Genomic DNA, 25,896 nt, shown 5'->3' on the forward strand with positions numbered 1-25,896 from the left:
TCGATCAGTCCTTCACCGTGATCGCGCGGGTGGGGCAGGACACTTGCGCGCCGACCAGCTTCTCGCGCAACTCTTCTGGTGGATCCTCCTGCAGCAGGTGCAAGCCGTCTTCGCGGACGTCGAACATCTCCCGGCAGATGCTCATGCAGACTCCGTTGCCGTCACATGTGTCGAAATCGACGATGACCTTCACCGGTCACTCCCCTCGCCCTGGTGGTTTTCTGGATTCGCTCACACGTGGGCAGCCCTGGCGGCCTTCTCGCGTTCGTGCGCCTCGGCACGCTCCCGGGCGTCGCGGGCGGCCGGGGAATACTTGAGGTAGTCGAGCGCCATCTGGGTGTCCGCTTCCGGGCCTGGGTGGTGGTTGAACCGCAGATAGCGCAGCGGCACCGTCACCAGGAAGTTCCACGGGCCCGGCAGCAGGTCCTTCTTGGCGGCCCGGTGCCAGTCGCGCCATCGCCACTTCATGTCGATGGTGTCGTCCCGAGACATCAGATACTTGGCGCCGGCGATCCACCAGGCGACGAACAGCGGTGCCGTCATCACCATCGAGAACGCGCGAATGAGGTAGCTGCCCGAGACGTTCTGGTAGACGTCGTAGACCAGCGAGCGGTGTTCGACCTCCTCGGCGCCGTGCCAGCGCAGCAGGTCGAGCATCATCGGATCGGCGCCGGCGTTCTCCAGACCTTTGTTCTCCAACACCCACTGCCCCAACACGGCGGTGAAGTGCTCCAGCGACGCGACGTCGGCCAAACGGCGATACAACCACCACCGCTTCAACGCCGGCGGAAAGAACTTGGGCGGATCACCGAGCATGACCGACAGCGTGCGGCCCAGACGATCGGTATAGGGCGCGGTGTCGATGCCCTGCTCGGCCAGCCGATCCAACACCACCTGGTGCGCCCACGCGTGCCAGGACTCCTGCTGGATGAACGGCTTGATCGCCGCTTCCAGTTCGGGGTCGTCGACCAGTGACGACGCCTCGAGGACCGCTTTGATGAAGTGTCGTTCGCCCTCGGGGAGCAGCAGATGGAGCACATTGATCATGTGACTGGTGAACGGGTCGTCGGGCACCCAGTGCCGCGGCAGACTCGACCAGTCGAAGCGGACTTGGCGGCGGTAGGCCGGGTGGCCGTCGTGATGCAGCTGTACTTCAGGCATCAGTTGCTCCTCTCCACGAACCGGTCGGCCGGGCCGGGACGCTGGCCTGGGGCGAACCGCTCATGCACCATCAGTAGACAGACCGGTCTGTCTTCAAACCGAAAAATGTGGGCTGGCGCACATTGGAGCCGAGGAGTACTTCCGATGACAATGACCGAGGCGCCGACCGCCCGCGAGCGGATCGTCAACACCAGCTACGACCTGTTCACCCGCCGCGGCATCGGCGACGTCGGCGTCGACGAGGTGGTGGCCACCGCCGGTGTCGCCAAAGCGACGCTCTACCGGCACTTTCCGTCGAAGGACGACCTGGTGCTGGCGTTCCTGGAACGCCGCGCCCAGGTCTGGACGGGCGAGGTGATCGACCGGGCGCCGACGCGGGCCACCGACGACCCGCAAGCCCAACTCATCGCAGTGTTCGACGTGCTCGACGAGTGGTTTCACCGCCGCAGCGACTACGAGGCCTGCTCGTTCATCAAGGTCCTCTTCGAAGTGGGCGTCGACGGCCGGATCGGTCAGGCTTGCATGGCGCATCTCGACGCGATCCGCGCGATCCTGCGTGACCGGGCCGCGCGAGCCGGTCTGCGCGATCCCGACGGGCTGGCCTGGAGTCTGAACATCCTGATCAAGGGAGCCGTGGTGTGCGCCGCCGAAGGGGATGCGGAGTCGGCGCGGCGCGCCAAACCGCTCGCGCAGTTTCTGGTCGAGCAGCACCTCGGCTAGTGCCGGGCGGACGCCACTCCGTCCAAAGCGGATCCGTCACCGAGCTTGTCCTCGGAGATGACGCTGAGCGACCCGTCGGATTCCAGCACCACCGCGCCCACCGCACGCAGGTCCCCCTGTCCGGACGAGCGCACCGCCTGGCGGACGTCAGCGGCGCTGACGCGCTGCGTACGCAGTTCGTCGGCGAGCAGGCGACCATGGGTCACCAACAGGGTGGGCCGCGCGGTCACGATGTCGCGGCCCCACTTGACCCGCGACGAGAACGACGCGACGACGAACTGCAAGGCTGCGAGCAGGGCCAGCGCGGCGACTCCCTCGGCGATCGAGACGTCGGAGTTGAGGAAGATGGTGGCCAGCGTGGACCCGACCGCGACGGTCACGACCAGATCGAACGCGTTGAGCTTGGCCAGGGTTCGTTTCCCGGACACCCGGAGCACGACCACCACCGCGGCATAGGCGCTGACCCCGGCGACCACGACCCGCAGCAGGTCGGTCCAGGTGTCGAACCACATCAGAGCGCACCGCTCAGCGGAGCGCCCAGCTGTTCCCTGATCCGGGACAGCGCATCGCGCAGCAGACGCGAGATCTGCACCTGGGACACGTTGAACTGTTCGGCGACTTCCCGTTGGGTGAGACCGCCGAAGTAGATCATCCCAACCACGGCTCGCCGCCGGGGGTCGAGCTCGGCCACTGCATCGTGGATCACCATCAGGTTCTCCACCCGCTCGAACTCCGGATCTTCGGCGCCGTGCAGGGAGCCCACGGTGTCCGGCCCGTCCGGGCGGGCGGCGCCGTCGAGCGACACCGGTTGGTAAGCCCAGGTCGCACCTTGCGCGGCCACCACCTCGTCGGGATCGGTGTGCAGTTCCTCGGCGAGCTCGACCACCGTGGGAGAACGGTTGAGCCGCTGAGAAAGCGACGCCACGGCGTCGCGGGCGCGCAGCTGGGTCTCCTGCAGCCGGCGCGGCACCCGAACCGTCCAGGTCTTGTCCCGGAAGTGGCGTCTCAGTTCCCCGCGGATGGTCGGGACCGCGAAGGACAGAAACGGTCCCCGGCCCGGCTCGTAGCGGTCGACGGCCTGGATCAGACCCAGCCGAGCCACCTGCAGCAGGTCGTCGGACGGCTCGCCGCGGCCCGCGAAGCGACGCGCGATGCGGTCCGCGATCGGAACGCAGGCGGTGATGATGCGCCGTCGACAGCGCTGCCGACCAACGGTGTCGGACGCGTGGGCGAGCTCGTCGAACAGCTCGTCGATACCCGTCGGGTCGTCCGGTGGGTCCACGACCGGTGAGTCGCTGGCGGTCACGGTCATGATGCCCTTCCTCGGCCGTCGGAGAAACCTGCCGACCGCCTACCCGCCCGTCCTCCGCCGAACACAGCCGCCCGCAATCGTTGCCAAACCGCAACAATTGCGACGGCTGGGGGTCAGGGGGCCGGCGGCCACAAGCCGTCCACCAGAAGCCCGTCGGGAACCTCCCCGGCAGCGGCTGCGAACATCTCCAACGCCTCGGCCAGCGTGTCGCGTTCGGTGGCCGACATGGCGGCCAGTACCTGCTGGATCGCGGCGCGGCGCTGCCTGGTCACCTTCTGCACCAGTCGCCGGCCCGCGGCGGTCAACGACAACGTGACATGGCGACGGTCGGCCTCCGAATCGCGCCGGTCGAGTAACCCGGCTCTGGTGAGGCGGTCGCAGGTTCTGCTTGCATTCGAAGGATTGACCGCGAGTTCGGCCGCCACCGTTGCCATGTTGACCGGGCCGCGGGTGTGCACCAGTACCAGCACGCGCCACTGCGGAACCGTCACCACGTCGTCGACACCGGCAAGCGACGATGCGGCGATCCCGATCAGCGCACGGGACGCACGCAGCACCGCGTCCACCTGGTCAGCCATCCGGCGCTGCCGGCCTCTCACCTGCATCTCGGACATCGTTGCCCTTCAACGTTGCTCACCGAACATCGGAGCAGCAGCGCTCAACAGTCGGTTCGGATGACGAATTCGGCCGTCCCCCGTTCGGACGGGTCACGCTGATAGTAACCCTCGGCCACACCACTCACCTGCACTGTGCCATCGGCGATTTCAGCCTCAGCGCTGCCGACCGTGGATTCCCAGTAGCTGCCGGTGAATCCACCCAGCTGCTCGAGCTGGACCCCTCGCGCACTCACCGATTCCCCGGCCTGTATCTGCGCGGTGAAGCCGGGCGAGTCGGCCAGGGACTCGATGTACCACTGGTAGTTGACCTGTTCACATCGCACGGCCAACGGCTCACCGATGTCGTTTCCGTTGATCTGCACCGTCGCGGTATGAGTGCCCAGCGCCTCGTATCCCGAGGAGCAGCCCGCAACGGCGACCGCGGCCGCGTTCAGGACCGCGCTGACCCGGTAGACGTGAAGATTGCTGCCCATACGACCGCATACCCCAATGCGCTCCGGCTGATACGCGGCGGGATGTATGTCTGGCGGCGGGACGGGTACCAGGAGGCATGCAGAAAATTGCGATCTTCGTCGGAGCCGTCACTCTGCTGGTGGGCCTGCTCGGTCTGGTGGCCCCCGTGTCGATCTCGCCCGGCCGCCTTCCGGTCGATTGTGGCAGTCCGCTGTCTCCGGACATGTCGCAGGCGAAGCAGGCCAACGACGGTGAGTTGGCCGAGGCGGTCATCACCGACATCGATTTCGTTGCGCTGTGCCGCATGGAGTTGAACGACCGCCGGGCCCTGACCATCACCGCGGCCGCAGGTGGCGTGTTCATCCTCGCGGTCGCTGCCGGCGTGTCGGCGCTGTCACGGTCACGCCAGCGCACCGGGTAGAGAACCGCCCTCGGGTGGCCGACAACTCACACGGAAGGAGCAGCGATGATCAACGAAATCCGTACCGCGACTGCGGGCGCCGGCCGACGCAGGACACCGGGCCTGGCACTCGTCGGCGCTGCACTGCTGGCGGTGACCGCGACCGGCTGCGGCGACGAGGTGATCGGTTCGTCGACCAACCGCGGCTCGGGCTCGGAGACCGAGGAGACCACGGTCGAGAACGCGTTCATCGTGCCGACGTTCATGCCCGGCTATTGCGCCATTCAGGTCGGCAGCGGCGCGCAGATGCGTTTCACCGTCACCAACAACAGTTCCGACAGCGTCGACCGGCTCACCGAGATCTCGACGTCCGCGGCGAACATCGTCGACATCGGATCCGGCGTCGAGATTCCCCGCCGCTCCACGGTGGCCTTCGGTCAGCCGAGCGCCGAGGCGGTGGACACCGGCACTGAGCGGCCGGCGGTCCAGATGAGCGAGTTGTCGCCTGATCTGAAGCCCGCGATGACAACTGACGTGACGTTCCGCTTCGACCGGGCCGGGGAGATCACTGTGCCGGTGCCGGTGGAGGCGTGCCCCCGCGGTGACGAGCCGGGGCCGGAGATCGGCGGCGGGTAGTCAACGGGTGCCTTTCGCCGAGCGTGCGGTGAGGGTGGCCGCAGCCGCGAAGTTCCGCCACCCCGCTACGGACGTCGTCGCCGCGAGGCGAATTCGACGCGCGCGAACACCGCGGTCAGCACGGCGAGCACCACCGCCGGGGCCAGCAGCCACAGCCAGCGCTGACCCCACCAGTGGGCGGTCGGATCGGGCGGCAACGCTGCGCCTGTCCGCTCGTAGAGCCACACGACCGCCAGGTAGGCGGTCATGTGCCAGACGAATACCGTCATCGCCACCGCGTTGACCGCCACGACCGGGCGCCACCAGGCCGGCCGCTGCAGTCCGCGCCGCGCCGCCGGCGTCAGCAGGAGCAGCAAGCCCAGCTGAAACACCGCAAGCGCCGCGATCGCCGCGGTGGTCGGGAACATGTTCGATTCGGGTGCGCCGACGGTGGCCACCATCGAGCGGGGGAACTCCGCGAGGCTCGTCAGCGCCGTCAGCGCACCGAGCCCCGCGACAGCGACCGCGGCGCGGACGGTCCACGGGCGCCCGCCCAGGTCCCAGCCGCGCCACGCGTACCCCAGTTGATGACAGAAGAGCCATACCAGCGCTGCCGTGCCCCACTGGGTCCATGCCGTCGCGGTGTAGTGCTGCAGCACTGTGCCCGCCGCGATCAGGAGCACCAGTGCGGCCAGGGTCGCACCGGCAGCCCGGGCGTGCAACGCAAAGGTCAGCGGAACCAGCGCGATCATCGCCGCGTAGACAGCGAGGAACCACAACGGCACCAGATATCCGGGGAACCACTGCCAGATCCAGCGGTGCTCGCCCGGCAGCGCGGCAGCCACACCTTCACCGGCGAGCCACACCGCGGCCCACGCGGCCGTCGGGTAGAGCAGTCGGCGCAGCCGGTCCCCGACGAACCGGCGGACCGGCACGCCCGCCGAGCGTGCGCGCTCGAGTGCCGCCGAGTTGGCGAATCCACCGACCACGAAGAACAACGGCATCACCTGCAGCACCCAGGTGGCCAGCCATGCGCCCGGTATCTCGTGGATCGGGTTGGACATCACCAGGCTGCCGTCGGGACTGCGATAGGTGACCGACAGCGTCCAGTGCCACACGATCACCACCACGATGCACAGTGCACGCGTCGCGTCGACGACGCGATCGCGTGCGTCCGGGGTGGCCGCGACCAGTCGATCCAGCGCCTGGGACGGGACCGCCGCGACGCTTCGCCACCCCACCGGCGCCTCCCGAATCTCGCTGCACCGCAACACGCCTGGCGCGGGTGACCAGACCTCGCGGTCAAGGTTACCGGCGAGAGCCGATCACCCGGCTGCGCGATTCACCGACCACGCAAACGTGTTGATGTGCAGGACTTTCGGGTGAACGAGACGTCAGCGGAACTGGCTGCGATACCGCTGCGCCGAGTCCTCGCGGACAGCGGCAGGAAAGTCCGAACGCTCATCGCGCACGTACCCCACGACGCCGAGCGCGGTGGCCAGCGCACCCGCCACCCAGGCCGCCCAGGCGACATCGTCGCCGACGAACCCGGCCACCCAAGGCGAAAGGAACAACGCGAAACCGAAGATGGCGAGGGTGAGGAAGTTGTGGGTGGGCTCGGAGGCGAGCAGCGACCACACGGCGACCACGGCGATCATCGCGCCCATACCGATCGTGACCGCGGCGCCGGGCGGCGTCGAATCCAACGCGATACCCAGCAGCACACTGGCGAGACCGATGACCAACGCCATCCGCCCGATCAGGTAGCTCCACGGGTGCCGCAGCCGCTGACTGTCCCCCAGCTCGCTGATGCCGTACTCGGTCGGTGTGCGGTCGTGGGTCCAGGCGAAGCCACCGAGGATGACGGCGAGGCCCCCGGCCACCCAGCACGTCCACGAGGCACCCGGGTCGTAGTTATAGGCGTTACCGACGAACGGAACAGTGAACATGGCCAGTCCGACGACGAGCAGGCCCCAGTGATCAGGGGTCCGGTTGTGCGCGACGACCGACAGCGCCCCGAAGAAGGCGATGAACGCGCCGAATCCGAACGCGAATCCCTGCCCGACCTGACTCGAACTGACAGCGAGCGCAGAGATCACCCCGCCGACGCCGATCACCACTGCGGCCCACCCGATCCACGTCTTCCGATTCATGATCGATGTCTAACACCGGCGTTCAGGCCGGCACTAGGGCCCATTGGCCCATCGTTTCCTTTGTTGGTCAGCGCGTCTGAGCGGCGAGTCGGCAGCGCAGCCCGAAGTGATCGGACGGGAACACCCGCGGCAGCTCCGGCGAGATCGCTTCGGTGCCGAGCATCTCGATGTCCCTGGGCACCCAGCGGGTCCCTTTGAGCAGCACCCGATCGAACCGCAATTGCCGGGGCCTCTTCTTGTTGTCGCGCAGCGTCGGATTCGTCCAGGAATCTTCGGTGTAGCCAGGGTCGTCGGGACGCAGGACGGGCCAGACGTCGCGGTAGGCGGGCGGGATCCGGTCGTCCTCGCCGTCGCGCATGTTGAAGTCCCCGAGAACCAGCGCGTCATCGACCGACATCGCGCGGAACACGCGACGCATCTGCCAGGCGCGCAGCCAGGCCCCGTCCTGCCCACTTTCCAGATGCACCGAGCACACACGCAGGATGTGGTCGTTCATCGCGAGGTCGGCGTAGAGGTAGCTGCGCTGTCGGCGGCTGGGCAGCCGGCGCACCGACGCCGCGGTGATCGGCAGCCGGGACAGCATCAGCATCCCGTAGCCGCCGAGCCTGCCACCGACGACCCCGACGCATCGATAGCTCTCGCGCACCCACGGCTGGCCCAGCAAGACGTCCTCGGCGGTGGCCGTGACTTCTTGGAACACCATGACGTCGGGCGGGTCGTGCGCCAACAACCCGGCGATGGCGCGGTAGCGCTGCTCGGCGAAGGACGGCTTGTTCCACACGTTGAACGTCGCCACGGTCAGCTCGTCGGTGTCGGCCCGGGTCGTGTCGGCGCCGGCATCGACCCATTCACCGCGGTCGGCCGCGAAACGACGGACGGCCAGTCGCCGCCGACCGCACAGTGCCGGGATCACTGCGGCGGCATCAGGGTTAACCGGCGCCGACTCGTCGCGATCACGCCCGAGATGATGTCAGACTTCCCGATGCGACTCGTGGGTACCCCGCACCCATGGTCACTTCGCTACGCCGCGCGGGCACCGTCATCGCCGCTGTCATCCTGCTCGCCGCATGCGCCGACGACCCGCCGTCTCCGGCGCAACCGTCGGCGGGCTCAGCCATTGACGTCGCCACCGGGCTCGACGTGCCGTGGGGAATCGCGTTCCTGCCCGACGGCACCGCACTGATCGCCGAACGCGACAGCGCCACAGTCGCGCACATGCCCGAACCGGGCGTCGTCAATCCGGTCGGCGAGGTCGCCGACGTGGTGGCGCGGGGCGAGGGCGGGCTGCTGGGATTGGCCACCGCGGGCTCGACCGTCTACGCCTACATCACCACCGCCGCCGACAACCGGGTGGTGACCATGCAGTTCGACGGCACCGCGCTGAGCCCGCAGACCCCCGTGTTCACCGGCATCCCGGCCGGCACCATCCACGACGGCGGCCGCATCGCGTTCGGCCCCGACGGCAAGCTCTACATCGCCACCGGCGAAACCGGAAGCCCACAACTCGCGCAGGACCCGGCGTCGTTGGGCGGCAAGATCCTGCGCGTCAACCCGGACGGGTCGGTGCCGGCGGACAACCCGGACCCGACGTCGCCGGTGTTCTCGCTCGGGCACCGCAACGTGCAGGGCCTGGCGTGGGATGCCGCCGGCCGGCTGTGGGTCAGCGAATACGGCGCCAACACCTGGGACGAACTCAACCGCATCGAGCCGGGCGACAACTACGGCTGGCCCATCGTCGAGGGCCGCGCAGGCCGCGAAGGGCTGATCGATCCCGTCCTGCAGTGGCGGCCCGACGAGGCGTCGCCGTCGGGACTGGCGTTCCACAACGGCGCGCTGTGGATGGCCGCGCTCCGCGGTCAGCGACTGTTCCAGATTCCGGTGAATGCCGACGGCACCGTCGGCAACGCCGCATCGTTGTTCGTCGGCGAGTTCGGGCGGCTGCGCACCGTAGTGGTGGCTCCCGACGGGGCGCTGTGGTTCACCACGTCCAACCGCGACGGCCGCGGTGCACCCCGCCCTGGCGACGACCGGATCCTCGCGCTGCGTCCGTAGGCCTCGATCAGTCCAGGTGCCGGTCGACATCCATTCGCTTGTGCAAAATCCGCACCACATCGATGACGTCACCGATCACGCGGTAGTAAAGCGTGTGTGATCCCACGGCGTGCCGTCGATAGCCGGGCCACACCTCGTCGCAGGCCCGGCCGATCATCGGGTTGCCCACAACTCGGAGTATTGCCCGCTCGGTCTCCCGCACAGAATTCTCGGCTTGATCGTCACCCCAAAGGTCGCGGGTGAAGTCCCAGATCTCGTCCAGGTCGGCCCGCGCTGCCGGCGAGAGCACATAGCGGGTCACCGGGAAGGCGGAGTCTCGCTGCGCTTGCGTGTGACGAGCTCGTCGAACTCGAACGGTGTCGACTCGCCACTGCGTTCGCCGTCGATGAGCGCCTGACGCACGGCACGCAAGCGTGTCTCGCGGTCTTCGAGTAGCCGCAGAGCGGTGCGGACCACGTCGCTCGCCGATCGATAGCGGCCGGAGGCGACTTCCTCCGCGATGAACGCGCTGTAGTGCTCATCGAGGCTGAACGAGGTGTTCTTACCCACTTCGCCAGACTACCAACAATTGGTACTCACGCACGGCCGCAACGCAAACAGGCCCGGTGAAAACCGGGCCTGAGCTGAGTGGCAGGTAGTGGATTCGAACCACTGTAGGCGTAAGCCGACGGATTTACAGTCCGCTCCCATTGGCCGCTCGGGCAACCTGCCGGGGTGCTGCATGCGCCGCAGAGCGCGCACAGCAGGATATAACGAGCACCGGCCCCGGACACAAACCGGCGGGTAGGGGGCGGTGTTGGCGGGCTCTGTCGCGACGGCCAAGATGGAGCCAAGTCCGGACACCACCCGAGGGAGGATTGATTCCAATGGCGGATTCATCGTTCGACGTCGTCAGCAAGTTCGACCGCCAGGAGGTCGACAACGCGCTCAATCAGGCGGCCAAGGAGCTGTCCACGCGTTTCGACTTCCGCGGCACCGACACCACGATCGCCTGGAAGGGCGAGGAGGCCATCGAGATCGTCTCCTCCACCGAGGAGCGGGTGAAGGCCGCCGTCGACGTGTTCAAAGAGAAGCTGGTGCGCCGCGACATCTCGATGAAGGCGTTCGATGCCGGCGACCCCCAGGCCTCAGGCAAGACCTACAAGGTGACGGGCACCCTCAAGGAGGGCATCGACAGCGAGAACGCCAAGAAGATCACCAAGCTGATCCGCGACGAGGGCCCCAAAGGCGTCAAGGCGCAGATCCAGGGCGACGAGATCCGCGTCAGCTCCAAGAAGCGCGACGACCTCCAGGCGGTCATCGCACTGCTCAAGGGCGCCGACCTCGAGGTCGCGCTGCAGTTCGTCAACTACCGCTGACGCCGAGCGTGGTGTTGTTACACGCTGAGCGTGTCAAAGCGTGTAACAACACCACACTCAGCGCAGCTCGCCGGTGATGTCGACCGCGCCCTCGGCGCCGTGCTCACCGGTGTTGCCGCACTCGCCGTAGAACTGCAGCGACCCGTAGCCGGGGTCCAGCGCGCGCGGCCCGACCGTGGCCTTCACGCCGTCGCGGTGCAGCGACGCGCCGTGCACCACCTGCCCGTCTGGGGCGCCGCCGGTCCAGCCCTGGGCGAGGAGCGCATCGCGGATCTGGGCGTACACCGGCTCCGGATCGGCCGGCAGCCGGAACGTCACCTCGACCCGACCCTGGAACGGCGGCTCCCCCTGGTCGTTACACGAGCCGAACGAGAAGCCGCCGGTGACGTCGTCGAGCGGCACGGCGCGCACCACCGCCACCGCCGGGTCGACGACCTGCGCGCGGGCCTGCTCGTCGGACAGCGCGTCTTGGGGCGCGTCGAACGGGTTGTCCTGTGCGGGAACGGATTCGGACATGCCACAACCTCCAAGGGCGAAGACGATCAGCAGCGGGGCCAGTAGTCGAGTGATCTCCATGACGTCCTAGATCGGGTTGTCGTAATTGTGGTCGGAGGTGAGCGACCGGTTGGGACGCCCGGCTTCCGGGTCGAGCACGGCCGGCCCGACGGGGATGTCGGTGTGCGGCAGCGGGATGTCGCCGAGCGGTGTCGGAATGCGGTCGGGGGTGGTGAGGGTGGGCGGGACACGTTCGCCGGCCAGCATCCCCAGGTCACCCAACGCGTCACCGTGTCCTGACGAGATCGCGGCCATGCTGTAGAGCGACTCGCTGCCCATCGTGTAGTAGTACGAGTGGTCGTTGAAGTCCAGCAGATCCCCGCCGGGCACCTCGGATTTGAACCGCACCGCGCCGAACGATTCAGCCGCGGCGTCGCTTCCGAGTCCGATACCGGTGCCGAGTTCACTGCCCAACGGCCCGTTGAGCACGTCGGCGGCCAGATCGCCGGCGCCGATCCAGCCGACCGGGTCGGTGGAGGCGTTGCCGACGTAGACCTGCCCGCCCTGCAGGTTGAAGTCGGCGGCACTGTCCGCCAAGTCCGTTCCCGGACAGCCCAACAGCACGGCATTGGTGGCTTGCATGCCGCTTCCGGCGAAGGCGTCGGCCACCGTGGTCGACCCGTAGGAGTGACCCAGCACGGTGATCTCCGGTGTGCCGGTACCGGCGTGGGTCACGTGCAGGCTGTTGACGTCGCCGGCCAGCAGATCGCCGCCGGCACGGGCCAGCAGCGGGTTCGCGATGCGCGGGTCGGTGAAGCTGTCGGGGGCGTCATAACCCATCCACATCAGCACGGAGTGCTGCTGGGACGGGTCGGCCTTGTTCATCTGGTCGAGCAGGTTGATCCCGTCATTGCGCCCGCTGTTGAGCCAGCCCGAGCTCAGGCTGCTTCCCGTGCCCGGCACGATCACGCCGATATTGTCGGCGGTGTCGGGGTTACCCAGCGCGATGGCTGCGGTGCCCTCGCCGCCGTAGGCCAGCGGGTCGTAACCGAACAGGTACACCGGCCGAGGACGGTTCGGATTGTCGGACGCACGCTGATGCTCAAGTCCCGCTTGTGCTTTCAACCCGTTCTGATAGGCCGTGACGTCGGCTTCGCTCAGGCCGTAGCGTTCGGGAGCGGCGGCGACCTGTTCGGTGCTGACACCATTGCTGCGCGCAGCCTGCTCGACGCGGGCGATGTCGCGCTCCATCACGGAGCGATTGATCTCGTCGCGCACCGCGACCGGTAGGCCGTCGAGGTTGCCCAGCTCGCGAGGAGCCGCTTCGGTCAGCTGCTGCTTGTCCGCGTCGGACAGCGAATTCCACCATCGGTTGACCTCCTCGGCCGACGCCCCCGCCGGCGGCAACGTGGGCAGCGGAACACCGGGCGGATTCTCCGGCGGCGCTCCGCCGAGTGCCGTACGGATGGCCCCGGCGGTGGTGGCGTCGATCTCGGCGAACAGCTCCAGTAGCCGCTGGATGATCGCGGTGAAGCCCGGTTCGAACTGCTTGAGCAGCAGCGGGAACATCGGGGCGTGCGCTCGGCCGTCATCGGACACCGTCCACCCGGCCGCCCGCAGTGCCGAGACCAGACCCAGGATGCCCTCGCGCGTCGTGCCGAGTTGCGCACCACCGGTGGCCAGCGCTTCCTGCATCACCTGCAGCCGGGCCCGCAGGTGCGCCTGCGCGCTCAGGTCCCGTTCGGCCCGGGCGACGGCCGCGTCCGCGGCGGCGCCCTGCCACGCGGCACGCAGCTGGGTCAGTGCCTGGCGTTGAGCCGCCATGACCGAGTCGAGTTCGCCGATCGCACCGGCGAGCCGGCCGGCGGCGGCGGTCATTGCCTGCGGGTTCGAGGCTTCCACCGTCGAAAGCGTGACCGACACCCGCGACCCCCTCAGCAAAGTCGTGTCTCATTATGCCCACCGTGTGCGGCCGGCTTGCACGGCAATCCGCCCACGCTGGCCGAATCCGCCCTGTCCGCCGGTCCGCCACCTTAATGTGATGCCCTATGGCACCAATGCAGCGTGAAGCCAACGTCGTGGTCCTCGGAGGGGGCTCGTGGGGCACCACGGTCGCCTCCATCTGCGCCCGGCGCGGGCCCACCCTGCAGTGGGTGCGTTCGGAGGACACCGCCCGCGACATCAACGAGAGCCATCGCAACGCGAAGTATCTCGGCGACGAAGTGGAGTTGGCGCACTCCCTGCGCGCCACCAACGATTTCCGCGAAGCCGCCGAGTGTGCCGACGTCATCGTGATGGGAGTGCCCTCGCACGGCTTCCGCGGCGTGCTCACCGAACTGGCGGCATACCTGCGGCCGTGGGTGCCGGTGGTGTCACTGGTCAAAGGCCTCGAGCAGGGCACCAACTACCGGATGAGCCAGATCGTCAACGAGATCCTGCCCGGCCACCCCGCCGGAATCCTGGCCGGGCCCAACATCGCCCGGGAGGTCGCCGAGGGTTACGCCGCCGCGGCGGTGCTGGCGATGCCCGACCAGAGTCTGGCAGCCAACCTGGCACAGTTGTTCCGCACCAAGCGGTTCCGTACCTACACGACCGACGACGTGATCGGCGTGGAGATGGCCGGCGCGTTGAAGAATGTCTACGCCATCGCCGTCGGAATGGGGTATTCGCTGGGAATCGGCGAGAACACCCGCGCCATGGTGATGGCGCGCGCGGTGGCCGAGATGTCGAAACTGGGGGTCGCGATGGGCGGCAACCGCGACACCTTCGCCGGGCTGGCCGGGATGGGAGACCTGATCGTCACGTGCACATCGCAGCGCAGCCGCAACCGCCACGTCGGCGAACAGCTGGGCCAGGGCAAGACGATCGAGGAAATCATCGCCGCGATGAACCAGGTCGCCGAGGGCGTGAAGGCCGCCAGCGTAATCATGGAGTTCGCCGACAAGTACGGCATCTCGATGCCGATCGCGCGCGAAGTCGACGGCGTGGTCAATCACGGATCGACCGTCGAGCAGGCCTATCGCGGCCTGGTCGCCGAGAAGCCCGGTCACGAGGTGCACGGGTCGGGCTTCTAGCGCCTAGTTGATGAACGGGTTGGTGCCCTCCGGCCGGGCCAGCAGCGGGTTGACCTCGTTGACCACCCAGGTGGCGGTCGGGGTGACCACGAATCCCGACTGGTTGCGGCTGTCGACGCACGACGTGGTCGCGCCGTCGGTGCCACAGCTGACCGTGCCGTAGCTCAACCGCGTGTTGGCCGGCAGCGCGTTGACCGGACCGGTGTACATCGGCGCCGGCGCCGCGGCGAAGCCGGGCACCCCGCCCATCGTCCCGCTGACCAGATTGGCGCCCTGCGGCGCGCCCGGCAGCGGGCCGTTGCAGCCGTAGCTGCCGGAGCGTTGCAGCATGCACACCAGGTCGCCGACGCTGAATGCGTAGGCGGTGCCCTCGTAGATCGCGAAGTCCTTCGGGCTCACCGGCGGGAAGGCGTTGACGTTCGGCGCGGGCGGGGGCGGCGGGGGCGGCGCCGGCTGAGCTGCGGCGACGGGACCGTACACCGCACCGGCCGCTGCGACGCACGCAGCGCTGATCAGGAATCGGGTCAGCACCTTCACAGCTTAAGTGTCGTCACCGCAGCCGGCAGTGTTTCATTCCTCGGCCCAGCCTGGGCTCAGCGGTACGGGCCGGCCATCGCCTCCAGTCGCGCGATGCGGTCGGCGATCGGCGGGTGCGTGGAGAACAGTTGCCCGATCTTCTCCCCGGACCGGAACGGGTTGGCGATCATCAGGTGCGCCTGATCGGCCAGTTGGGGTTCCGGCGGCAGCGGCGCGCGCTCGACCCCGGCGCTGATCTTGCGCAGTGCGCTGGCCAGCGCCAGCGGGTCTCCGGTCAGCTCCGCTCCGGACTGGTCGGCCTGGTACTCCCGCGACCGCGACACCGCCATCCGGATGACCGTGGCGGCGATGGGACCCAGCAGCGAAACCAGCAGAATCGCAAAGGGATTGGCGCCGCCCTCGCGGTTACCGCCGAACATGCTGGCGAAGAACGCCAGGTTGGCCAGCGCGGTGATGATCGAGGCCATCGCCCCGGCCACGCAGGAGATGAGGATGTCGCGGTTGTAGACATGACTGAGCTCATGGCCCAGCACTGCGCGCAGCTCCCGCTCGTCGAGCAGCTGCAGGATCCCGGTGGTGCAGCACACCGCCGCGTTGCGCGGGTTACGTCCGGTGGCGAACGCGTTCGGCGCGGCGGTGTCACTGATGTAGAGCCGCGGCATCGGCTGACGGGCGGTGGTGGCCAGCTCGCGCACGATCCGGTACATCACCGGCGCCTGCATCTCGCTGACCGGCTGGGCGTGCATCGCGCGCAGGGCCAGCTTGTCGCTGTTGAAATACACGTAGGCATTCATGCCGATGGCGAACAACACCGCGAGAAACATGATGTTGCGCCCGAACAAGGCGCCCACCCCGACGATCAGACCCGAGAACACCACCAGCAACAGGAACGTCTTGGCCCTGTTGGCATGCGGATGCCAAGTCATCGCGGCTTGCCTCCTCGAAATACGTGCCGACCTGCAAGAGTCATCGCATACCCAACGCTCGGACCGCCCGCACAGGTTCCGTGTTCGTCAGCCGTCCCGGCTGACGGTGTAGTTCACCAGGCTGGCCAACGCGTCGCGGCCCGGCCCGGCCGGCAAGTGGGCAAGTTCGGCTTCGGCCTGGCGGGCGTACTCGGCCACCGTCTCCTTGGCCTTGCGGATGCCACCGGAGGCGCGCAGCAGCGCCAGCGCCTCGGCGACGTCGGCGTCGTTGTCGACCGGCGCGGCCAGCAGCTCGCGCAGCCGGTCGGTGCCGGGCCCGGTCTCGCGCAGGGCGTAGAGCACGGGCAGGGTGTGCACGCCTTCGCGCAGGTCGGTGCCGGGCACCTTGCCCGACTCGTCGGCATCGCTGTCGATGTCGATGATGTCGTCGGAGATCTGGAACGCCGTCCCGACGATCGCGCCGATGCGGGCCAGCCGCTCGATCTGCTCGTCGTCCGCGCCGGAGAAGGTGGCCCCGAACCGGCCCGAGGCCGCGATCAGGCAGGCGGTCTTCTCGTAGACGACCTTCAGGTAGTGCTCGACGGAGTCGACCTGGTCGGCGGCCCCGCGGGTCTCGCGCATCTGACCGGTGACCAGCAGCGCGAAGGTGTCGGCGATGATCCGCACCGCGTCCGGGCCGAGCCGGCTGACCAGCCGCGACGCGGTGGCGAACAGATAGTCCCCGGCCAGGATCGCGATGTTGTTGCCCCAGCGCGCGTTGGCGCTGGGGGCGCCGCGGCGCATCTGCGCCTCGTCCATCACGTCGTCGTGGTACAGCGTGGCCAGGTGCACGAGCTCGATGACCGCACCCGCGACGGTGACCTGCCACGCGTCCGGCTCAGGTCCCAGCTGCGCGGACAACACCGTGAACAGCGGGCGGAACCGCTTCCCGCCGGCCTCGAACAGATGCTGCACGGCCTCGGCCATCAGCACGTCGGCTTTCCCGAGCTCGTCGGACATCAGCGCTTCGATCCGGGCCACCCCGTCGCGCACGTCCTGGGCGAACTGGGCATCCCCGAAGTCGACTCCTGCCACCACGTTCGCCGGTGTCCTCACACTGCCAACATACTGGGAACCATGGACATGGCGGCGGGTTGGGCCCACGGACGAAGGCCAGGGGAGAGCGCAGCGACCCGGGGTTCAATTGCGGCTGACGTGGTCGTCGTCGGGGCCGGACCGGCCGGTTCGTCGGCTGCGGCGTGGGCAGCCCGCGCCGGGTACGACGTGCTGGTCGTCGACTCCGCCGATTTCCCCCGCGACAAGGCCTGCGGTGACGGGCTGACTCCCCGCGCGATCGCCGAGATGCGCCGGCTGGGTCTGGGCCCCTGGCTGGACGGCCAGATCGCGCACCGGGGGCTGCGGATGTCGGGGTTCGGCGCCGATGTGGAGGTGCCCTGGCCGGGCCGGTCGTTTCCGCCGTGGAGCAGCGCGGTTCCGCGCACCGAACTCGACGACCGGATCCGTCTGGTGGCCGTCGACGACGGGGCCAAGATGACGCTGGGCGTCAAGGCCGTCGACGTCGAGCGCGATACCGCGGGACGGGTGTCGGCGGTGGTACTGGACTCCGGTGAGGTCGTCCGCTGCCGGCATCTGATCGTCGCCGACGGGGCGCGGTCGACGCTGGGCCGCACGCTGGGCCGGCAGTGGCACCGGGAGACCGTCTACGGGGTGGCCATCCGCGGCTACATCGACACGCCCCGCAGCGACGAGCCGTGGATCACCTCGCACCTGGAGCTGCGCTCCCCCGACGGTGAGGTGCTGCCGGGCTACGGCTGGATCTTCCCGCTCGGCAACGGTGCGGTGAACATCGGCGTCGGCGCGCTGGCCACCGCCAAACGCCCCGCCGACGCCGGATTGCGGCCGCTCCTGAACTACTACACCGGGCTGCGCCGCGACGAGTGGGGCTTCGACGGCGACCCCCGCGCGGGGCTGTCGGCGCTGTTGCCGATGGGAGGCGCGGTGTCCGGGGTGGCCGGGCCGAACTGGATGCTGATCGGCGACGCCGCGGCGTGCGTGAACCCGCTCAACGGGGAGGGCATCGACTACGGCCTCGAGACCGGCCGGCTGGCCGTCGAGCTGCTGGGCTCGGGGTCCTACGAGGCGGCCTGGCCGGCGGTGCTGCACGCGCACTACGCGCGCGGCTTCTCGGTGGCCCGCCGGCTGGCGCTGCTGTTGACGTTCCCGCGGTTCCTGCCGTTGGCGGGACCGGTGGCGATGCGGTCAGCGGCGTTGATGACGATCGCGGTGCGGGTGATGGGCAACTTCGTCACCGACGAGGACGAGGACACCGTCGGACGTATCTGGCGGGCCGCCGGCCGCGTGTCGACGCGGATCGACGCCCGCCGCCCGTTCTCGTGACCCAGGTGTACCGGGCGCCACTGCGCTCGCGCAGCGACGACATCGACCCGCAGATGACGTTGGACCGGGCCCATGCCCACGGGTTGTGCGGCTTCGGCCGGCACGGCCACGGCCACGCGCTACCGCGGCGCGTGCAGCGCTTCGCCGCGGTGCCCGACGGCTCCCTGGTGTGGACCCGCGACGCCGACGGCTGGTACTGGCTGGGCCGGATCGACGGGCCGTACTTCTACGACGCCGACGGCGAGGACGTCGACCTGGTGCATGTGCGGCCCTGCACCTGGCAGTCCGATCCGCTACCGGAATCCCGTTGTCCGGCAGCGGTGGCGGCGACCTTCGGCCGCGGTGGCCGCAACTTCCAGCAGATCCACCACCCCGACGTCGCGCGGGCGTCAGAGGAGCTGTGGCGCGGCCGCTGACATCAGACGCATTCGGCCAGCACGTCGGATTGTTCGCCGACGGGCCCGATGGTGGCGTGGGTCCGCAACCGCCCGTCGCGGGCGCCGATGCTGGCGCACACGATCGCACACTGGCGCGCATCGACGCGCGCGGCGATGACCGGCGAGCGCTGCACCAGGCCGAGGCCGGTCTCGACCGCGTGGGCGGCGGCGATGTCGTCGACCGAGTCGGCGGCGGCGTGGCGCCGCACGATCGACCACAGCACCTGCTCGACGGCAGTGCGGGTGGCGCCGTCGGGCAGATCGGCGCGCTCCCAGGCGTGCAGCGCCCGGCGCATCGCCGTGCAGTCGTGGTGACCCAGCACCACGATCAGCGGGACCTGCAGGTGCCCCACCGCGAACTCCAGTGTGGCCAGCACCGCGGTGTCGATGACGTGGCCCCAGGTGCTGACGTCGAGTACCGCACCTTCGCCCTGACCGAACAGGGCGTGACTGGGCACTGCGGAGTCCGCGCAGCGGAACACCGCCGCAGCCGTTGAGCCGCAGGCCAGTTCGGCGGCGACCGTCGCCGGGTCGATGTTCTGGTTGCCGGTGCGCAGGCGCTGCCAGGCGGTCATCGGGTCGTTCATCGTGGGGTTTCCTCTCTGGTGGTGGGTGCGGAGCTGAAGTAGTCGGGGCGGCTGACGTAGGTCTCGGTCACGAACATCACCCCGGATGTCGCGTCGAGCAGCGGCCGCAGGCCGGCCAGCAGCGCCTCGGCCCCGGCGTCGGGGACCACGGTGATGATGAGTTCCAGCGCTGCCTGCTGGTTGAACAGCAGTCGGCCCTGGTGGAATCCGTGATGACCGAGACCGGAAACCCCGGACAGGCTGGTGAAGCCGGTGGCGCCGACACTGCGGATCAGATCGCGTACCGCCGGTGCATGCTCACCGGGGACGACGACCTCGATCTTGGTCATCGGGGTCAGTGCGGACAGGGTGGGGGTCATCGGCTCAGCTCCTTCTCGGTGGTGCGGTCGGTGGACTCGGTCTCGTCCCAGGGGTGCCAGCCGCCGCGGGTCCAGCGGTGCCACGCCGACCCGGCGTCCCGACGGGCCGCGACGGCGACCCAGTCGTTACCGAACAGCCTTTGCAGCACCGGGTTTCGGTCCACGATCATGTCGATCCGGTCCAGTGGCGCCTGGACCACGGCGAGCAGCCGCAGCGGTTCGTGCATCAGTCGGTCACCGGCGGCGACCGACTGCCAGGGCAGGCCGAGGCGCAGGTCACCGGATTGGCCGGACAGCACCCCGGCCGTGCCCACCACGTTGTGGATCGTCTTGGTGCCGGCGCCGAACGCCTCGGGCGCCACCGTGGAGAAGTAGTACTGGCAGTTGATCCACTGCGCGACCACCAGTGGGGCGGTCAGGATGGTTTCCAGGGCGCTGCCATCGGGATCGGTGTCGGCATCGTAGGAATGCAGAAAAGCTCTGCGCTGCAGGTCGATTCCACGGGTCACGGCCCGGGGGGCGACGATGAACGCGGCATTGCCCGCCAGACCCCACTCCGGGTAGACCTGCGCCCAGTCCGCCGATCGGGTCAGCACGTGGCGCGCAGAGCGCTTCGCCGATGCCCGCGGTCGGGCGCCGGGCAGCGTCGTGCAGCGTTCGGCGGCCAGCGCGGTCCCGGCGGCCTTCAGATCGGCCTCCAGTTGGCCGAGCACGCCGTGATGGCTGCGGGGCACCAGGTGTCTGTCGAGCAGCGCCACGCGATCGGTGGCGGTGTCGTGCTGCGCGGCGACGAACAGCGTACTCGGGGGGATGTCGATCCCGTTGCCGCGCAGCGCCTCCCGCACCTCCGGCTGGTTGAGGATCGTCGCGGCGGTGCGGGCGTTGGGCCCGCCGGCCTGCCCGCCGCAGGCCCCGCAGTCCAGCGCGGCCTGATACGGGTTGTTCTCGGTGCTGCTGCCGTGCGCGCACAGCACCACCAGGGCACCGAAGTCGCGGGTCAATCCCATCGTGGCCAGTGCCGCCTGGGCGAACAGCACCCGCTCGTCGAGCGGGATCGCTTCGCAGCCGAGCTGCGTCGGTGCCGCGGGGGCCATCAGGTCACCCAGCCACCGGCGCACACCACTGCTGGCTGCCGGGCTGACCGTCTTCGCGGCCGCCCACGGGGCTGCCACCCAGCCGGCCGCATCGGCCAGGGTGAACGGTGCGGCGATCGCGTCCTTGGCTGCGTGGAAGGCGGTTTCGGCGCCGGTGAGCGTGGTCAGCCCAGCGATGCGGCGGGCTGCGGCCGCGTCATCGACGGCCCGCTCGGCGACGTCGTATGCCGGCGCCATCAGGACCGGGCACAGATCGGCGGGTTGGCCGCCGGGCAGGCCGGTGAAGCGGATCGCCACTCCGAAGAACCCGGCGAAACCGAAGGTCTGGTAACCGTCGCGCGCTTCCAGATGCCTGCGCAGACCTTCGGACCGGGTGTCGATGCAGGTGACCACCTGGATGTCCGCGGGCGCAGACTCCGGCGTTCGGGGCCGGCACAGTGCCGCCAACAACCCATCGCGGTACTGACCCTCGAAAGCGTTCTGCCACAGGGCTTCCCGGGCTGACACCGGCAGCGCGGCCAGGATGCGGGCAGCTGTGGCCAGTTGCGTCTCGGTGACGCCGGTCAGGCCCCAGTGTTCCACCAGGCGGGTGACCCGTTCGCGCGCCGACGGGAGTACCGGTGGCGCGCCGGCCGGCAGTGCCGCACCCGAGCGTCCGGCCAGCAGCGCCGACTCGTAACTGAGCCGCACCGCGAGGTACTGCGTCAGGTCGATGTCGGTGCGCCGCCCGGTGCACCAGTGGATGTGCGCTGCCCAACCGGGCAGGCGGGTCAGATGGGCCTGTAGGTAGGTGATGCGCTCCTCGTGCCCGACCTCCGCCCTGCCGAGTGCCTCCAGCACCGCGTCCTCGGCTCGTTCGGGCACCGCGCGCAACGAGGCCCTGACGGAGCGCGGCAGCCGTCGATCGCGGGGCGCGAGATTACGCCACGCGGCGTAGAAGCCCCGCTCGCGCCCCGGCATCGGCCAGGACGCGGTGCCGAAGAACGCCGCGCACCACCGCGCGGTGTGCGCGTCGACCACGTCGGCCAGCTCCGGCGCCCACTGTTCGGCACGGGTGCGGTTGCGGCGTACCGGCGCCGGCACCGGGGCGCCGTGCAACAGATCGGCGCGCATCAGTTCCGTCGCGGTCAGGCTGCGCGGTCCCAGCTGCACGTGCGGCTCCCGGGTCAGGTTCGGGTAGCGTCGCGACAGCACCCGGTCGAGGTCGCCGTCGCTGATCCGCCCGGCGCGGTACAGGTTCCGGTACCGGTCCTCCGACAACGTGCCCCGGACCCCGTACAGGTCGCCGGCTCGGCGGACGGCCTGTTCGAAGGGGATCGGCTCCAGCCCGGCCAACGGGTTCACCGCGATGAACGTCTCCAGCGGATAGTGCGTCGGCAACACCCGCGCGGCCAACCCGATGTCGGTGCGCACTTGGGCGCGGGCGGTGGACTCGTTGGTCATGGACGGGTTCCCTTCACTGTGGACGTCGGATGGCTTGCGGACAGCGCGTGGGCGTAGAGCGCGTGGTGCAGCCCCGATCCGTGCTGCCACCTGCGCAGCACAGCGAGCCCGGCGAGCATCAGCACCGCGACGGCGACGACCGTGGCCACCGCTCCGGGTGGCAGCGTCTCCGCCGGCAGCGCCGGTGTGAGGAAAGTGGTGGCGACGCTGACGACACCGAGATAGCCGCACATGGCCGCGGTGAGGACCGCCGCAGCGGTGAGCACCCCGGCCCGCGTCGGCCGCCGCATCAGCCACCCCCAGGTGGCGGCCGCGCCGGTGATCCCGGCGAAGACCAGCAGCGCCATGCCGGAACCGTGGTCGGTGACCCCGGGCACAACCGTGACACCGACCGCGAGCGCAGCGAGGGACAATGCCACCGCCCACAGGGCCGCGGCGCGTCGCCGACCGGTCGGCACGGAGGCCGGCGGTGCCGCGGCCATCCGGCGGCGGTACGCGATCGCCGAGCCCGACGACAGGAACAGCGTCGCCTTGTAGAAACCGTGGGCGACCAGGTGGATGAGCGCCGCGGCCCACAATCCCAGGCCGACGGTGAACATCATGAAACCCATCTGGGCCATCGTCGAATAGGCCAGGGCACCTTTGACATCCGGCTTGACGAGCGCGAGCAGCGCACCGTAGCCCATGGTGGCGGCCCCGGCGAGCAGGGTGAGCGCGACGGCGGGGTCGGCAGTGCTGAGCGGGCTGAGGCGGATCAGCAGAATGCCGCCGGCGTTGACCACCCCGGCGTGCAGGAGCGCCGACACCGGCGTGGGCGCGGCCAGCGTGGCCGGCAACCACCGATGGAAGGGCAGCTGCGCCGAGCGGGACAGCGCGGCGACGACGATGAGGACTGCCACCACCGCCGCGGGCAGGCCCCCACCGGAGTGGGCGGCGAGTTCGTCGAGCCGGACCTGACCCCACCGAGCGGTCACCAGGGCGACCGCCGACCACAGCGCTGCATCCCCGATGACGAAAGCGGTTGCGGTGCGGCGTAATCCGTCGCGGGCGGCCGGCAAATGCCGGTAGGTGCCCAGCAGCAGGCACAGCGCGACGCCGGCGAGCGTCCAGGCGAGCGCGAGGGCGACCAGCGTGGCGGCGGTGGCCAGCGCGGCTGACGCCGCGGTCAGCAGGCCCGCACCGCCGATGAACCACCCCGCGCGTCGATCTCCGGCCAGATACCTGGTGGCGAAAGCCTGGACTACTGCGCTGACACCGAAGACGAGCAGCAGCAGCATCGCCGAGAGTCGTTCCGCGGCAAGACTGATGACCCCGCCCTCGACGCGGACGACATCGCCGTCTGCCGACAGCCGCAGGACCAGCACAACACCCGTCAGGAACCCGGCGCCGGCAACCAGCACCCCGAGGCGGCCCAGCGCGCGGACAGCGCGCCCGCGGGCCAGGAACGCACCGAGCGCCACCAGCGCCGGCGCTGCCACCACCGCTCCCAGGACCGTCCCGTCGACCAACATACGAAGGACAGTACGTGTGTCGCATTTCGTGAGTCAAGCATCGTGCGAATATTTTTTCGCGTGTTATCTTTAGTGAAATTCGGATGCGCCCAGATCGTTGAGCGCCGAGGGACGGGACACTTTGATGAGCGACGCACTGTCCGTACCGGTGTGGGGTTGGGCCGCGTTGATGACGGCCATCGTGGTGATGCTCGCGGTGGATCTGTTCATGCACCGCGACAACCACGTCATCGAATTCCGGGAAGCCGCGATCTGGTCGACGATCTGGATCGCGGCCGGACTGGGTTTCGGCCTGCTGATGTGGTGGCTGTACGGCGGCGAGGTGGCGGGCACGTACTACGCCGGTTACCTGATCGAGAAGGCGCTGTCGGTCGACAACGTCTTCGTGTTCGCGCTGATCTTCACCTACTTCGCCGTCCCCGATCGATACCAGCACAAGGTGCTGTTCTGGGGTGTCATCGGGGCGCTGCTGATGCGGTTGGTCTTCATCTTCGTCGGCGTCGAGTTGCTCAACGCCTTCTTCTGGACGGCCTACCTGTTCGGCGCCTTCCTGCTCTACACCGGGTACAAGATGGCGTTCAAACACGACCAGCAACTGGACCCGCAGCGCAACCTGCTGGTGCGGCTGGTCCGTCGGGTGATCCCGACCGACGCGAACTACCACGGCGACCGGCTGTTCGTCCGGATCGACGGTAAGCGCGTGGCGACCCTGCTGTTCGTCGCGCTGGTGGCCGTAGAGGCCAGCGACCTGATCTTCGCGATCGACTCGGTGGCCGCGGTCCTGGCCATCACCACGAGCACGTTCATCGTGTGGACGGCCAACGCATTCGCGGTGCTCGGCCTGCGCAGCCTCTACTTCTGCCTGTCGGGCCTGCTGCGACGATTCGTCTACCTGCACTACGGACTGGCGTTCCTGCTGTGCTTCGCCGGCGCCAAGCTGATCCTGTCGGAAACCCCGGTGGGCAAGCTCCCGATCCCGGTGACCCTCTCGGTCATCGTCGTGACGCTGGCGGTGTCCATCGTCACCAGCATCGTGGCAACGCGGCGGCCGAAGACCACGGCGTCGCAAGACTGAAGAACAAGACGTGAATCACAAAGTATGATCGGTGCCGCTATGGTTGCGGCGAAGCAGAAGGACACGGCGAAGCAGGGGGCGAAGCCCGGCGCGCGCAAGACCACGCCCTCGATGCGGGACGGTGCAGCCTCCGGGGGATCGCCTCGGGGATGGACGTTTCTGACCAACCACGCCCATGCGCTGCTGTGCCTGGCCCAGGGCGAGTCGCTGACCGCCCGCGAGTTGAGTCTGCGCATCGGGATCACCGAACGGTCGGTGCAGGCCGTGCTGGCCGACCTGATCGCCGACGGCTACCTGGAGAAGTCCAAGGTCGGGCGACGCAACATCTACACCGTCAACCCGCAGGGCCGGCTCCGGCATCCACTCGAGGCCGCGCACACCGTCGGCGACCTCATCGACGCGCTGACCTGATCGGTCGCTCAGGGTTTGACCGCGGCGTGCAGGGCCACGATCCCGCCGGTCAGGTTGCGCCACCGCACGTCGGTCCAGCCCGCTGCGGCGATGCGCTGGGCGAGCTCGCGCTGGTCCGGCCACGCCCGGATCGATTCGGCCAGATAGACATACGCGTCCGGGTTCGACGACACCGCGCGGGCCATCCGCGGCAGCGCCCGCATCAGATACTCCTTGTACACCGTGGCGAACAGCCCGTTGGTCGGCGTGGAGAACTCGCACACCACCAGACGCCCGCCGGGGCGCGTCACCCGCGCCATCTCGCGCAGCCCCGCCGCATGGTCGACCACATTGCGCAACCCGAAGCTGATCGTCACCGCGTCGAAGACCTCGTCACCGAACGGCAGCCGGGTCGCGTCGCCGGCCACCTTCGGCACGTCGCGCGCCGCGCCGGCGGCCAGCATCCCGACCGAGAAGTCCGCGGCCACACACCACGCGCCGGAGCCGGCCAGCTCCACCGTCGACACCGCGGTACCGGCGGCGAGGTCGAGCACCGTGTCGCCGGGACCGATCCGCAGCGCCTCGCGGGTGGCGCGACGCCAGAAGCGGTCCTGGCCCAGTGACAGCACCGTGTTGGTCAGGTCGTAGCGGCGCGCCACCCCGTCGAACATCGACGCGACCTCATGGGGGTCCTTCTCCAGCGACGCGCGGTTCACGCAGCCGAACGTAC

General features: G+C 69.1%; 31 protein-coding genes and 1 tRNA gene. 10 read left to right on the forward strand and 22 right to left on the reverse strand.

Annotated elements, in window-relative coordinates; all coding sequences use genetic code 11:
• Positions 1–4 precede the first annotated feature (4 nt).
• Complete coding sequence (locus tag G6N31_RS17775) at positions 5–193, reverse strand: ferredoxin (protein ID WP_098006400.1); 189 nt, start codon at positions 191–193, stop codon at positions 5–7.
• A 38-nt stretch (positions 194–231) separates the two neighbouring features.
• A complete protein-coding gene (locus G6N31_RS17780; RefSeq protein WP_098006402.1) occupies positions 232–1,161 on the reverse strand; it encodes a metal-dependent hydrolase in 930 nt (309 codons plus the stop codon).
• A 144-nt stretch (positions 1,162–1,305) separates the two neighbouring features.
• Here G6N31_RS17780 and G6N31_RS17785 point away from each other — a divergent pair, with 144 nt between their 5' ends.
• Entirely contained in the window at positions 1,306–1,881 is a 576-nt protein-coding gene (locus G6N31_RS17785) for a TetR/AcrR family transcriptional regulator (RefSeq protein ID WP_098006404.1), read from the forward strand.
• Here G6N31_RS17785 and G6N31_RS17790 read toward each other — a convergent pair.
• From G6N31_RS17790 to G6N31_RS17805, 4 genes are all read right to left on the reverse strand, one after another.
• On the reverse strand, positions 1,878–2,393 hold the full coding sequence (locus G6N31_RS17790) for a DUF421 domain-containing protein (protein ID WP_098006407.1): 516 nt from the start codon (positions 2,391–2,393) through the stop codon (positions 1,878–1,880). The two genes, G6N31_RS17785 and G6N31_RS17790, sit on opposite strands and share 4 nt — an antisense overlap.
• A complete protein-coding gene (locus G6N31_RS17795) occupies positions 2,393–3,193 on the reverse strand; it encodes a SigB/SigF/SigG family RNA polymerase sigma factor (protein ID WP_098006409.1) in 801 nt (266 codons plus the stop codon). The genes G6N31_RS17790 and G6N31_RS17795 overlap by 1 nt, the downstream gene beginning before the upstream one ends.
• 113 nt (positions 3,194–3,306) lie before the next feature.
• Positions 3,307–3,771, reverse strand: a complete 465-nt coding sequence (locus tag G6N31_RS17800; protein WP_098006427.1) for a MarR family winged helix-turn-helix transcriptional regulator — start codon at positions 3,769–3,771, stop codon at positions 3,307–3,309.
• 80 nt (positions 3,772–3,851) lie between these two features.
• Entirely contained in the window at positions 3,852–4,283 is a 432-nt protein-coding gene (locus G6N31_RS17805) for a lipoprotein LpqH (RefSeq protein ID WP_098006411.1), read from the reverse strand.
• A gap of 77 nt (positions 4,284–4,360) precedes the next feature.
• On the opposite strand from G6N31_RS17805, the gene G6N31_RS17810 reads away from it, so the two are divergent.
• Positions 4,361–4,684, forward strand: a complete 324-nt coding sequence (locus G6N31_RS17810; RefSeq protein ID WP_098006413.1) for a hypothetical protein — start codon at positions 4,361–4,363, stop codon at positions 4,682–4,684.
• Positions 4,685–4,729: 45 nt separating this feature from the next.
• Positions 4,730–5,299: a copper chaperone PCu(A)C domain-containing protein gene (locus G6N31_RS17815; protein WP_234815487.1), complete on the forward strand. Its 570-nt coding sequence runs from the start codon at positions 4,730–4,732 to the stop codon at positions 5,297–5,299.
• 65 nt (positions 5,300–5,364) lie between these two features.
• Here G6N31_RS17815 and G6N31_RS17820 read toward each other — a convergent pair whose 3' ends face one another.
• The 3 genes from G6N31_RS17820 to G6N31_RS17830 all read right to left on the reverse strand — a co-directional run bounded on the left by G6N31_RS17820 (position 5,365) and on the right by G6N31_RS17830 (position 8,344).
• Complete coding sequence (locus tag G6N31_RS17820) at positions 5,365–6,519, reverse strand: acyltransferase family protein (RefSeq protein WP_165776281.1); 1,155 nt, start codon at positions 6,517–6,519, stop codon at positions 5,365–5,367.
• A 153-nt stretch (positions 6,520–6,672) separates the two neighbouring features.
• Positions 6,673–7,431, reverse strand: a complete 759-nt coding sequence (locus G6N31_RS17825) for an SPW repeat domain-containing protein (protein WP_234815488.1) — start codon at positions 7,429–7,431, stop codon at positions 6,673–6,675.
• Positions 7,432–7,498: 67 nt separating this feature from the next.
• Positions 7,499–8,344, reverse strand: a complete 846-nt coding sequence (locus G6N31_RS17830; protein ID WP_234815489.1) for an endonuclease/exonuclease/phosphatase family protein — start codon at positions 8,342–8,344, stop codon at positions 7,499–7,501.
• A 95-nt stretch (positions 8,345–8,439) separates the two neighbouring features.
• On the opposite strand from G6N31_RS17830, the gene G6N31_RS17835 reads away from it, so the two are divergent.
• A complete protein-coding gene (locus G6N31_RS17835) occupies positions 8,440–9,483 on the forward strand; it encodes a PQQ-dependent sugar dehydrogenase (protein ID WP_098006415.1) in 1,044 nt (347 codons plus the stop codon).
• Positions 9,484–9,490: 7 nt separating this feature from the next.
• Here G6N31_RS17835 and G6N31_RS17840 read toward each other — a convergent pair whose 3' ends face one another.
• The 3 genes from G6N31_RS17840 to G6N31_RS17850 all read right to left on the reverse strand — a co-directional run bounded on the left by G6N31_RS17840 (position 9,491) and on the right by G6N31_RS17850 (position 10,194).
• Positions 9,491–9,784, reverse strand: coding sequence for a type II toxin-antitoxin system RelE/ParE family toxin (locus G6N31_RS17840; RefSeq protein ID WP_098006417.1), 294 nt, complete (start codon positions 9,782–9,784; stop codon positions 9,491–9,493).
• Positions 9,781–10,032: a type II toxin-antitoxin system ParD family antitoxin gene (locus G6N31_RS17845; RefSeq protein WP_098006419.1), complete on the reverse strand. Its 252-nt coding sequence runs from the start codon at positions 10,030–10,032 to the stop codon at positions 9,781–9,783. The genes G6N31_RS17840 and G6N31_RS17845 overlap by 4 nt, the downstream gene beginning before the upstream one ends.
• Positions 10,033–10,111: 79 nt before the next feature.
• Positions 10,112–10,194: transfer RNA gene (locus G6N31_RS17850), tRNA-Tyr, on the reverse strand.
• Positions 10,195–10,349: 155 nt separating this feature from the next.
• Here G6N31_RS17850 and G6N31_RS17855 point away from each other — a divergent pair.
• Positions 10,350–10,841 carry a YajQ family cyclic di-GMP-binding protein gene (locus G6N31_RS17855; protein ID WP_098006421.1) on the forward strand — a complete coding sequence of 164 codons (492 nt, stop codon included), beginning with the start codon at positions 10,350–10,352 and terminating at the stop codon, positions 10,839–10,841.
• Positions 10,842–10,898: 57 nt separating this feature from the next.
• On the opposite strand, the gene G6N31_RS17860 is transcribed toward G6N31_RS17855, so the two are convergent.
• Positions 10,899–11,357 carry a lipoprotein LppJ family protein gene (locus tag G6N31_RS17860; protein ID WP_234815490.1) on the reverse strand — a complete coding sequence of 153 codons (459 nt, stop codon included), beginning with the start codon at positions 11,355–11,357 and terminating at the stop codon, positions 10,899–10,901.
• Positions 11,358–11,423: 66 nt separating this feature from the next.
• Positions 11,424–13,259, reverse strand: coding sequence for an alpha/beta hydrolase (locus tag G6N31_RS17865; RefSeq protein ID WP_098006423.1), 1,836 nt, complete (start codon positions 13,257–13,259; stop codon positions 11,424–11,426).
• A gap of 125 nt (positions 13,260–13,384) precedes the next feature.
• Here G6N31_RS17865 and G6N31_RS17870 point away from each other — a divergent pair, with 125 nt between their 5' ends.
• Positions 13,385–14,410, forward strand: a complete 1,026-nt coding sequence (locus G6N31_RS17870) for an NAD(P)H-dependent glycerol-3-phosphate dehydrogenase (RefSeq protein WP_098006425.1) — start codon at positions 13,385–13,387, stop codon at positions 14,408–14,410.
• A 3-nt stretch (positions 14,411–14,413) separates the two neighbouring features.
• On the opposite strand, the gene G6N31_RS17875 is transcribed toward G6N31_RS17870, so the two are convergent.
• The 3 genes from G6N31_RS17875 to grcC1 form a co-directional block, all read right to left on the reverse strand.
• The gene (locus G6N31_RS17875) at positions 14,414–14,947 is read right to left on the reverse strand and encodes a hypothetical protein (RefSeq protein ID WP_179964199.1); all 534 of its coding nucleotides are present in this window, start codon (positions 14,945–14,947) and stop codon (positions 14,414–14,416) included.
• A 56-nt stretch (positions 14,948–15,003) separates the two neighbouring features.
• Positions 15,004–15,873 (reverse strand): zinc metalloprotease HtpX, encoded by an 870-nt coding sequence (gene htpX, locus G6N31_RS17880; RefSeq protein WP_098000664.1) that lies wholly within the window; start codon positions 15,871–15,873, stop codon positions 15,004–15,006.
• Positions 15,874–15,960: 87 nt separating this feature from the next.
• Positions 15,961–16,968 carry a nonaprenyl/(2E,6E)-farnesyl/geranylgeranyl diphosphat synthase gene (gene grcC1, locus G6N31_RS17885; RefSeq protein WP_179964200.1) on the reverse strand — a complete coding sequence of 336 codons (1,008 nt, stop codon included), beginning with the start codon at positions 16,966–16,968 and terminating at the stop codon, positions 15,961–15,963.
• Between the two features lie 99 nt (positions 16,969–17,067).
• Between grcC1 and menJ the strand changes: the two genes are divergently transcribed.
• Positions 17,068–18,270 carry a menaquinone reductase MenJ gene (gene menJ / locus G6N31_RS17890; protein WP_234815132.1) on the forward strand — a complete coding sequence of 401 codons (1,203 nt, stop codon included), beginning with the start codon at positions 17,068–17,070 and terminating at the stop codon, positions 18,268–18,270.
• Positions 18,267–18,686, forward strand: a complete 420-nt coding sequence (locus G6N31_RS17895) for a GAF domain-containing protein (protein WP_098000668.1) — start codon at positions 18,267–18,269, stop codon at positions 18,684–18,686. Before menJ ends, G6N31_RS17895 begins: the two co-directional genes overlap by 4 nt.
• Before the next feature lie 2 nt (positions 18,687–18,688).
• Here G6N31_RS17895 and G6N31_RS17900 read toward each other — a convergent pair whose 3' ends face one another.
• From G6N31_RS17900 to G6N31_RS17915, 4 genes are read right to left on the reverse strand one after another with little or no spacing between them, the layout of a single operon-like run.
• On the reverse strand, positions 18,689–19,294 hold the full coding sequence (locus G6N31_RS17900; RefSeq protein ID WP_098000670.1) for a carbonic anhydrase: 606 nt from the start codon (positions 19,292–19,294) through the stop codon (positions 18,689–18,691).
• On the reverse strand, positions 19,291–19,653 hold the full coding sequence (locus tag G6N31_RS17905; protein WP_098000672.1) for a P-II family nitrogen regulator: 363 nt from the start codon (positions 19,651–19,653) through the stop codon (positions 19,291–19,293). The genes G6N31_RS17900 and G6N31_RS17905 overlap by 4 nt, the downstream gene beginning before the upstream one ends.
• Positions 19,650–22,190: a DUF2309 domain-containing protein gene (locus G6N31_RS17910; RefSeq protein ID WP_098000674.1), complete on the reverse strand. Its 2,541-nt coding sequence runs from the start codon at positions 22,188–22,190 to the stop codon at positions 19,650–19,652. Before G6N31_RS17910 ends, G6N31_RS17905 begins: the two co-directional genes overlap by 4 nt.
• Positions 22,187–23,701: a proton-conducting transporter transmembrane domain-containing protein gene (locus G6N31_RS17915; RefSeq protein ID WP_098000676.1), complete on the reverse strand. Its 1,515-nt coding sequence runs from the start codon at positions 23,699–23,701 to the stop codon at positions 22,187–22,189. Before G6N31_RS17915 ends, G6N31_RS17910 begins: the two co-directional genes overlap by 4 nt.
• A gap of 124 nt (positions 23,702–23,825) precedes the next feature.
• On the opposite strand from G6N31_RS17915, the gene G6N31_RS17920 reads away from it, so the two are divergent.
• Both G6N31_RS17920 and G6N31_RS17925 read left to right on the forward strand, forming a co-directional pair.
• Positions 23,826–24,776: a TerC family protein gene (locus G6N31_RS17920; protein WP_098000678.1), complete on the forward strand. Its 951-nt coding sequence runs from the start codon at positions 23,826–23,828 to the stop codon at positions 24,774–24,776.
• A gap of 39 nt (positions 24,777–24,815) precedes the next feature.
• The gene (locus tag G6N31_RS17925; protein WP_420089976.1) at positions 24,816–25,187 is read left to right on the forward strand and encodes a helix-turn-helix transcriptional regulator; all 372 of its coding nucleotides are present in this window, start codon (positions 24,816–24,818) and stop codon (positions 25,185–25,187) included.
• Between the two features lie 8 nt (positions 25,188–25,195).
• Here G6N31_RS17925 and G6N31_RS17930 read toward each other — a convergent pair whose 3' ends face one another.
• Positions 25,196–25,882, reverse strand: a complete 687-nt coding sequence (locus G6N31_RS17930) for a demethylmenaquinone methyltransferase (protein WP_098000680.1) — start codon at positions 25,880–25,882, stop codon at positions 25,196–25,198.
• Positions 25,883–25,896: the final 14 nt, after the last annotated feature.

The organism is Mycolicibacterium duvalii (assembly GCF_010726645.1).
Classification (GTDB): domain Bacteria; phylum Actinomycetota; class Actinomycetes; order Mycobacteriales; family Mycobacteriaceae; genus Mycobacterium; species Mycobacterium duvalii.

What these genes read in the sequence shown, in the direction of transcription:
- G6N31_RS17780 (WP_098006402.1), bottom strand. Translation starts at nt 1,161, where the DNA reads ATGCCTGAAGTACAGCTGCATCACGACGGCCACCCGGCCTACCGCCGC.
- G6N31_RS17785 (WP_098006404.1), top strand. Translation starts at nt 1,306, where the DNA reads ATGACAATGACCGAGGCGCCGACCGCCCGCGAGCGGATCGTCAACACC.
- G6N31_RS17790 (WP_098006407.1), bottom strand. Translation starts at nt 2,393, where the DNA reads ATGTGGTTCGACACCTGGACCGACCTGCTGCGGGTCGTGGTCGCCGGG.
- G6N31_RS17795 (WP_098006409.1), bottom strand. Translation starts at nt 3,193, where the DNA reads ATGACCGTGACCGCCAGCGACTCACCGGTCGTGGACCCACCGGACGAC.
- G6N31_RS17800 (WP_098006427.1), bottom strand. Translation starts at nt 3,771, where the DNA reads ATGGCTGACCAGGTGGACGCGGTGCTGCGTGCGTCCCGTGCGCTGATC.
- G6N31_RS17805 (WP_098006411.1), bottom strand. Translation starts at nt 4,283, where the DNA reads ATGGGCAGCAATCTTCACGTCTACCGGGTCAGCGCGGTCCTGAACGCG.
- G6N31_RS17810 (WP_098006413.1), top strand. Translation starts at nt 4,361, where the DNA reads ATGCAGAAAATTGCGATCTTCGTCGGAGCCGTCACTCTGCTGGTGGGC.
- G6N31_RS17815 (WP_234815487.1), top strand. Translation starts at nt 4,730, where the DNA reads ATGATCAACGAAATCCGTACCGCGACTGCGGGCGCCGGCCGACGCAGG.
- G6N31_RS17825 (WP_234815488.1), bottom strand. Translation starts at nt 7,431, where the DNA reads ATGAATCGGAAGACGTGGATCGGGTGGGCCGCAGTGGTGATCGGCGTC.
- G6N31_RS17835 (WP_098006415.1), top strand. Translation starts at nt 8,440, where the DNA reads ATGGTCACTTCGCTACGCCGCGCGGGCACCGTCATCGCCGCTGTCATC.
- G6N31_RS17855 (WP_098006421.1), top strand. Translation starts at nt 10,350, where the DNA reads ATGGCGGATTCATCGTTCGACGTCGTCAGCAAGTTCGACCGCCAGGAG.
- G6N31_RS17860 (WP_234815490.1), bottom strand. Translation starts at nt 11,357, where the DNA reads ATGTCCGAATCCGTTCCCGCACAGGACAACCCGTTCGACGCGCCCCAA.
- G6N31_RS17870 (WP_098006425.1), top strand. Translation starts at nt 13,385, where the DNA reads ATGGCACCAATGCAGCGTGAAGCCAACGTCGTGGTCCTCGGAGGGGGC.
- htpX (WP_098000664.1), bottom strand. Translation starts at nt 15,873, where the DNA reads ATGACTTGGCATCCGCATGCCAACAGGGCCAAGACGTTCCTGTTGCTG.
- G6N31_RS17900 (WP_098000670.1), bottom strand. Translation starts at nt 19,294, where the DNA reads ATGAACGACCCGATGACCGCCTGGCAGCGCCTGCGCACCGGCAACCAG.
- G6N31_RS17905 (WP_098000672.1), bottom strand. Translation starts at nt 19,653, where the DNA reads ATGACCCCCACCCTGTCCGCACTGACCCCGATGACCAAGATCGAGGTC.
- G6N31_RS17910 (WP_098000674.1), bottom strand. Translation starts at nt 22,190, where the DNA reads ATGACCAACGAGTCCACCGCCCGCGCCCAAGTGCGCACCGACATCGGG.
- G6N31_RS17915 (WP_098000676.1), bottom strand. Translation starts at nt 23,701, where the DNA reads ATGTTGGTCGACGGGACGGTCCTGGGAGCGGTGGTGGCAGCGCCGGCG.
- G6N31_RS17920 (WP_098000678.1), top strand. Translation starts at nt 23,826, where the DNA reads ATGAGCGACGCACTGTCCGTACCGGTGTGGGGTTGGGCCGCGTTGATG.
- G6N31_RS17925 (WP_420089976.1), top strand. Translation starts at nt 24,816, where the DNA reads ATGGTTGCGGCGAAGCAGAAGGACACGGCGAAGCAGGGGGCGAAGCCC.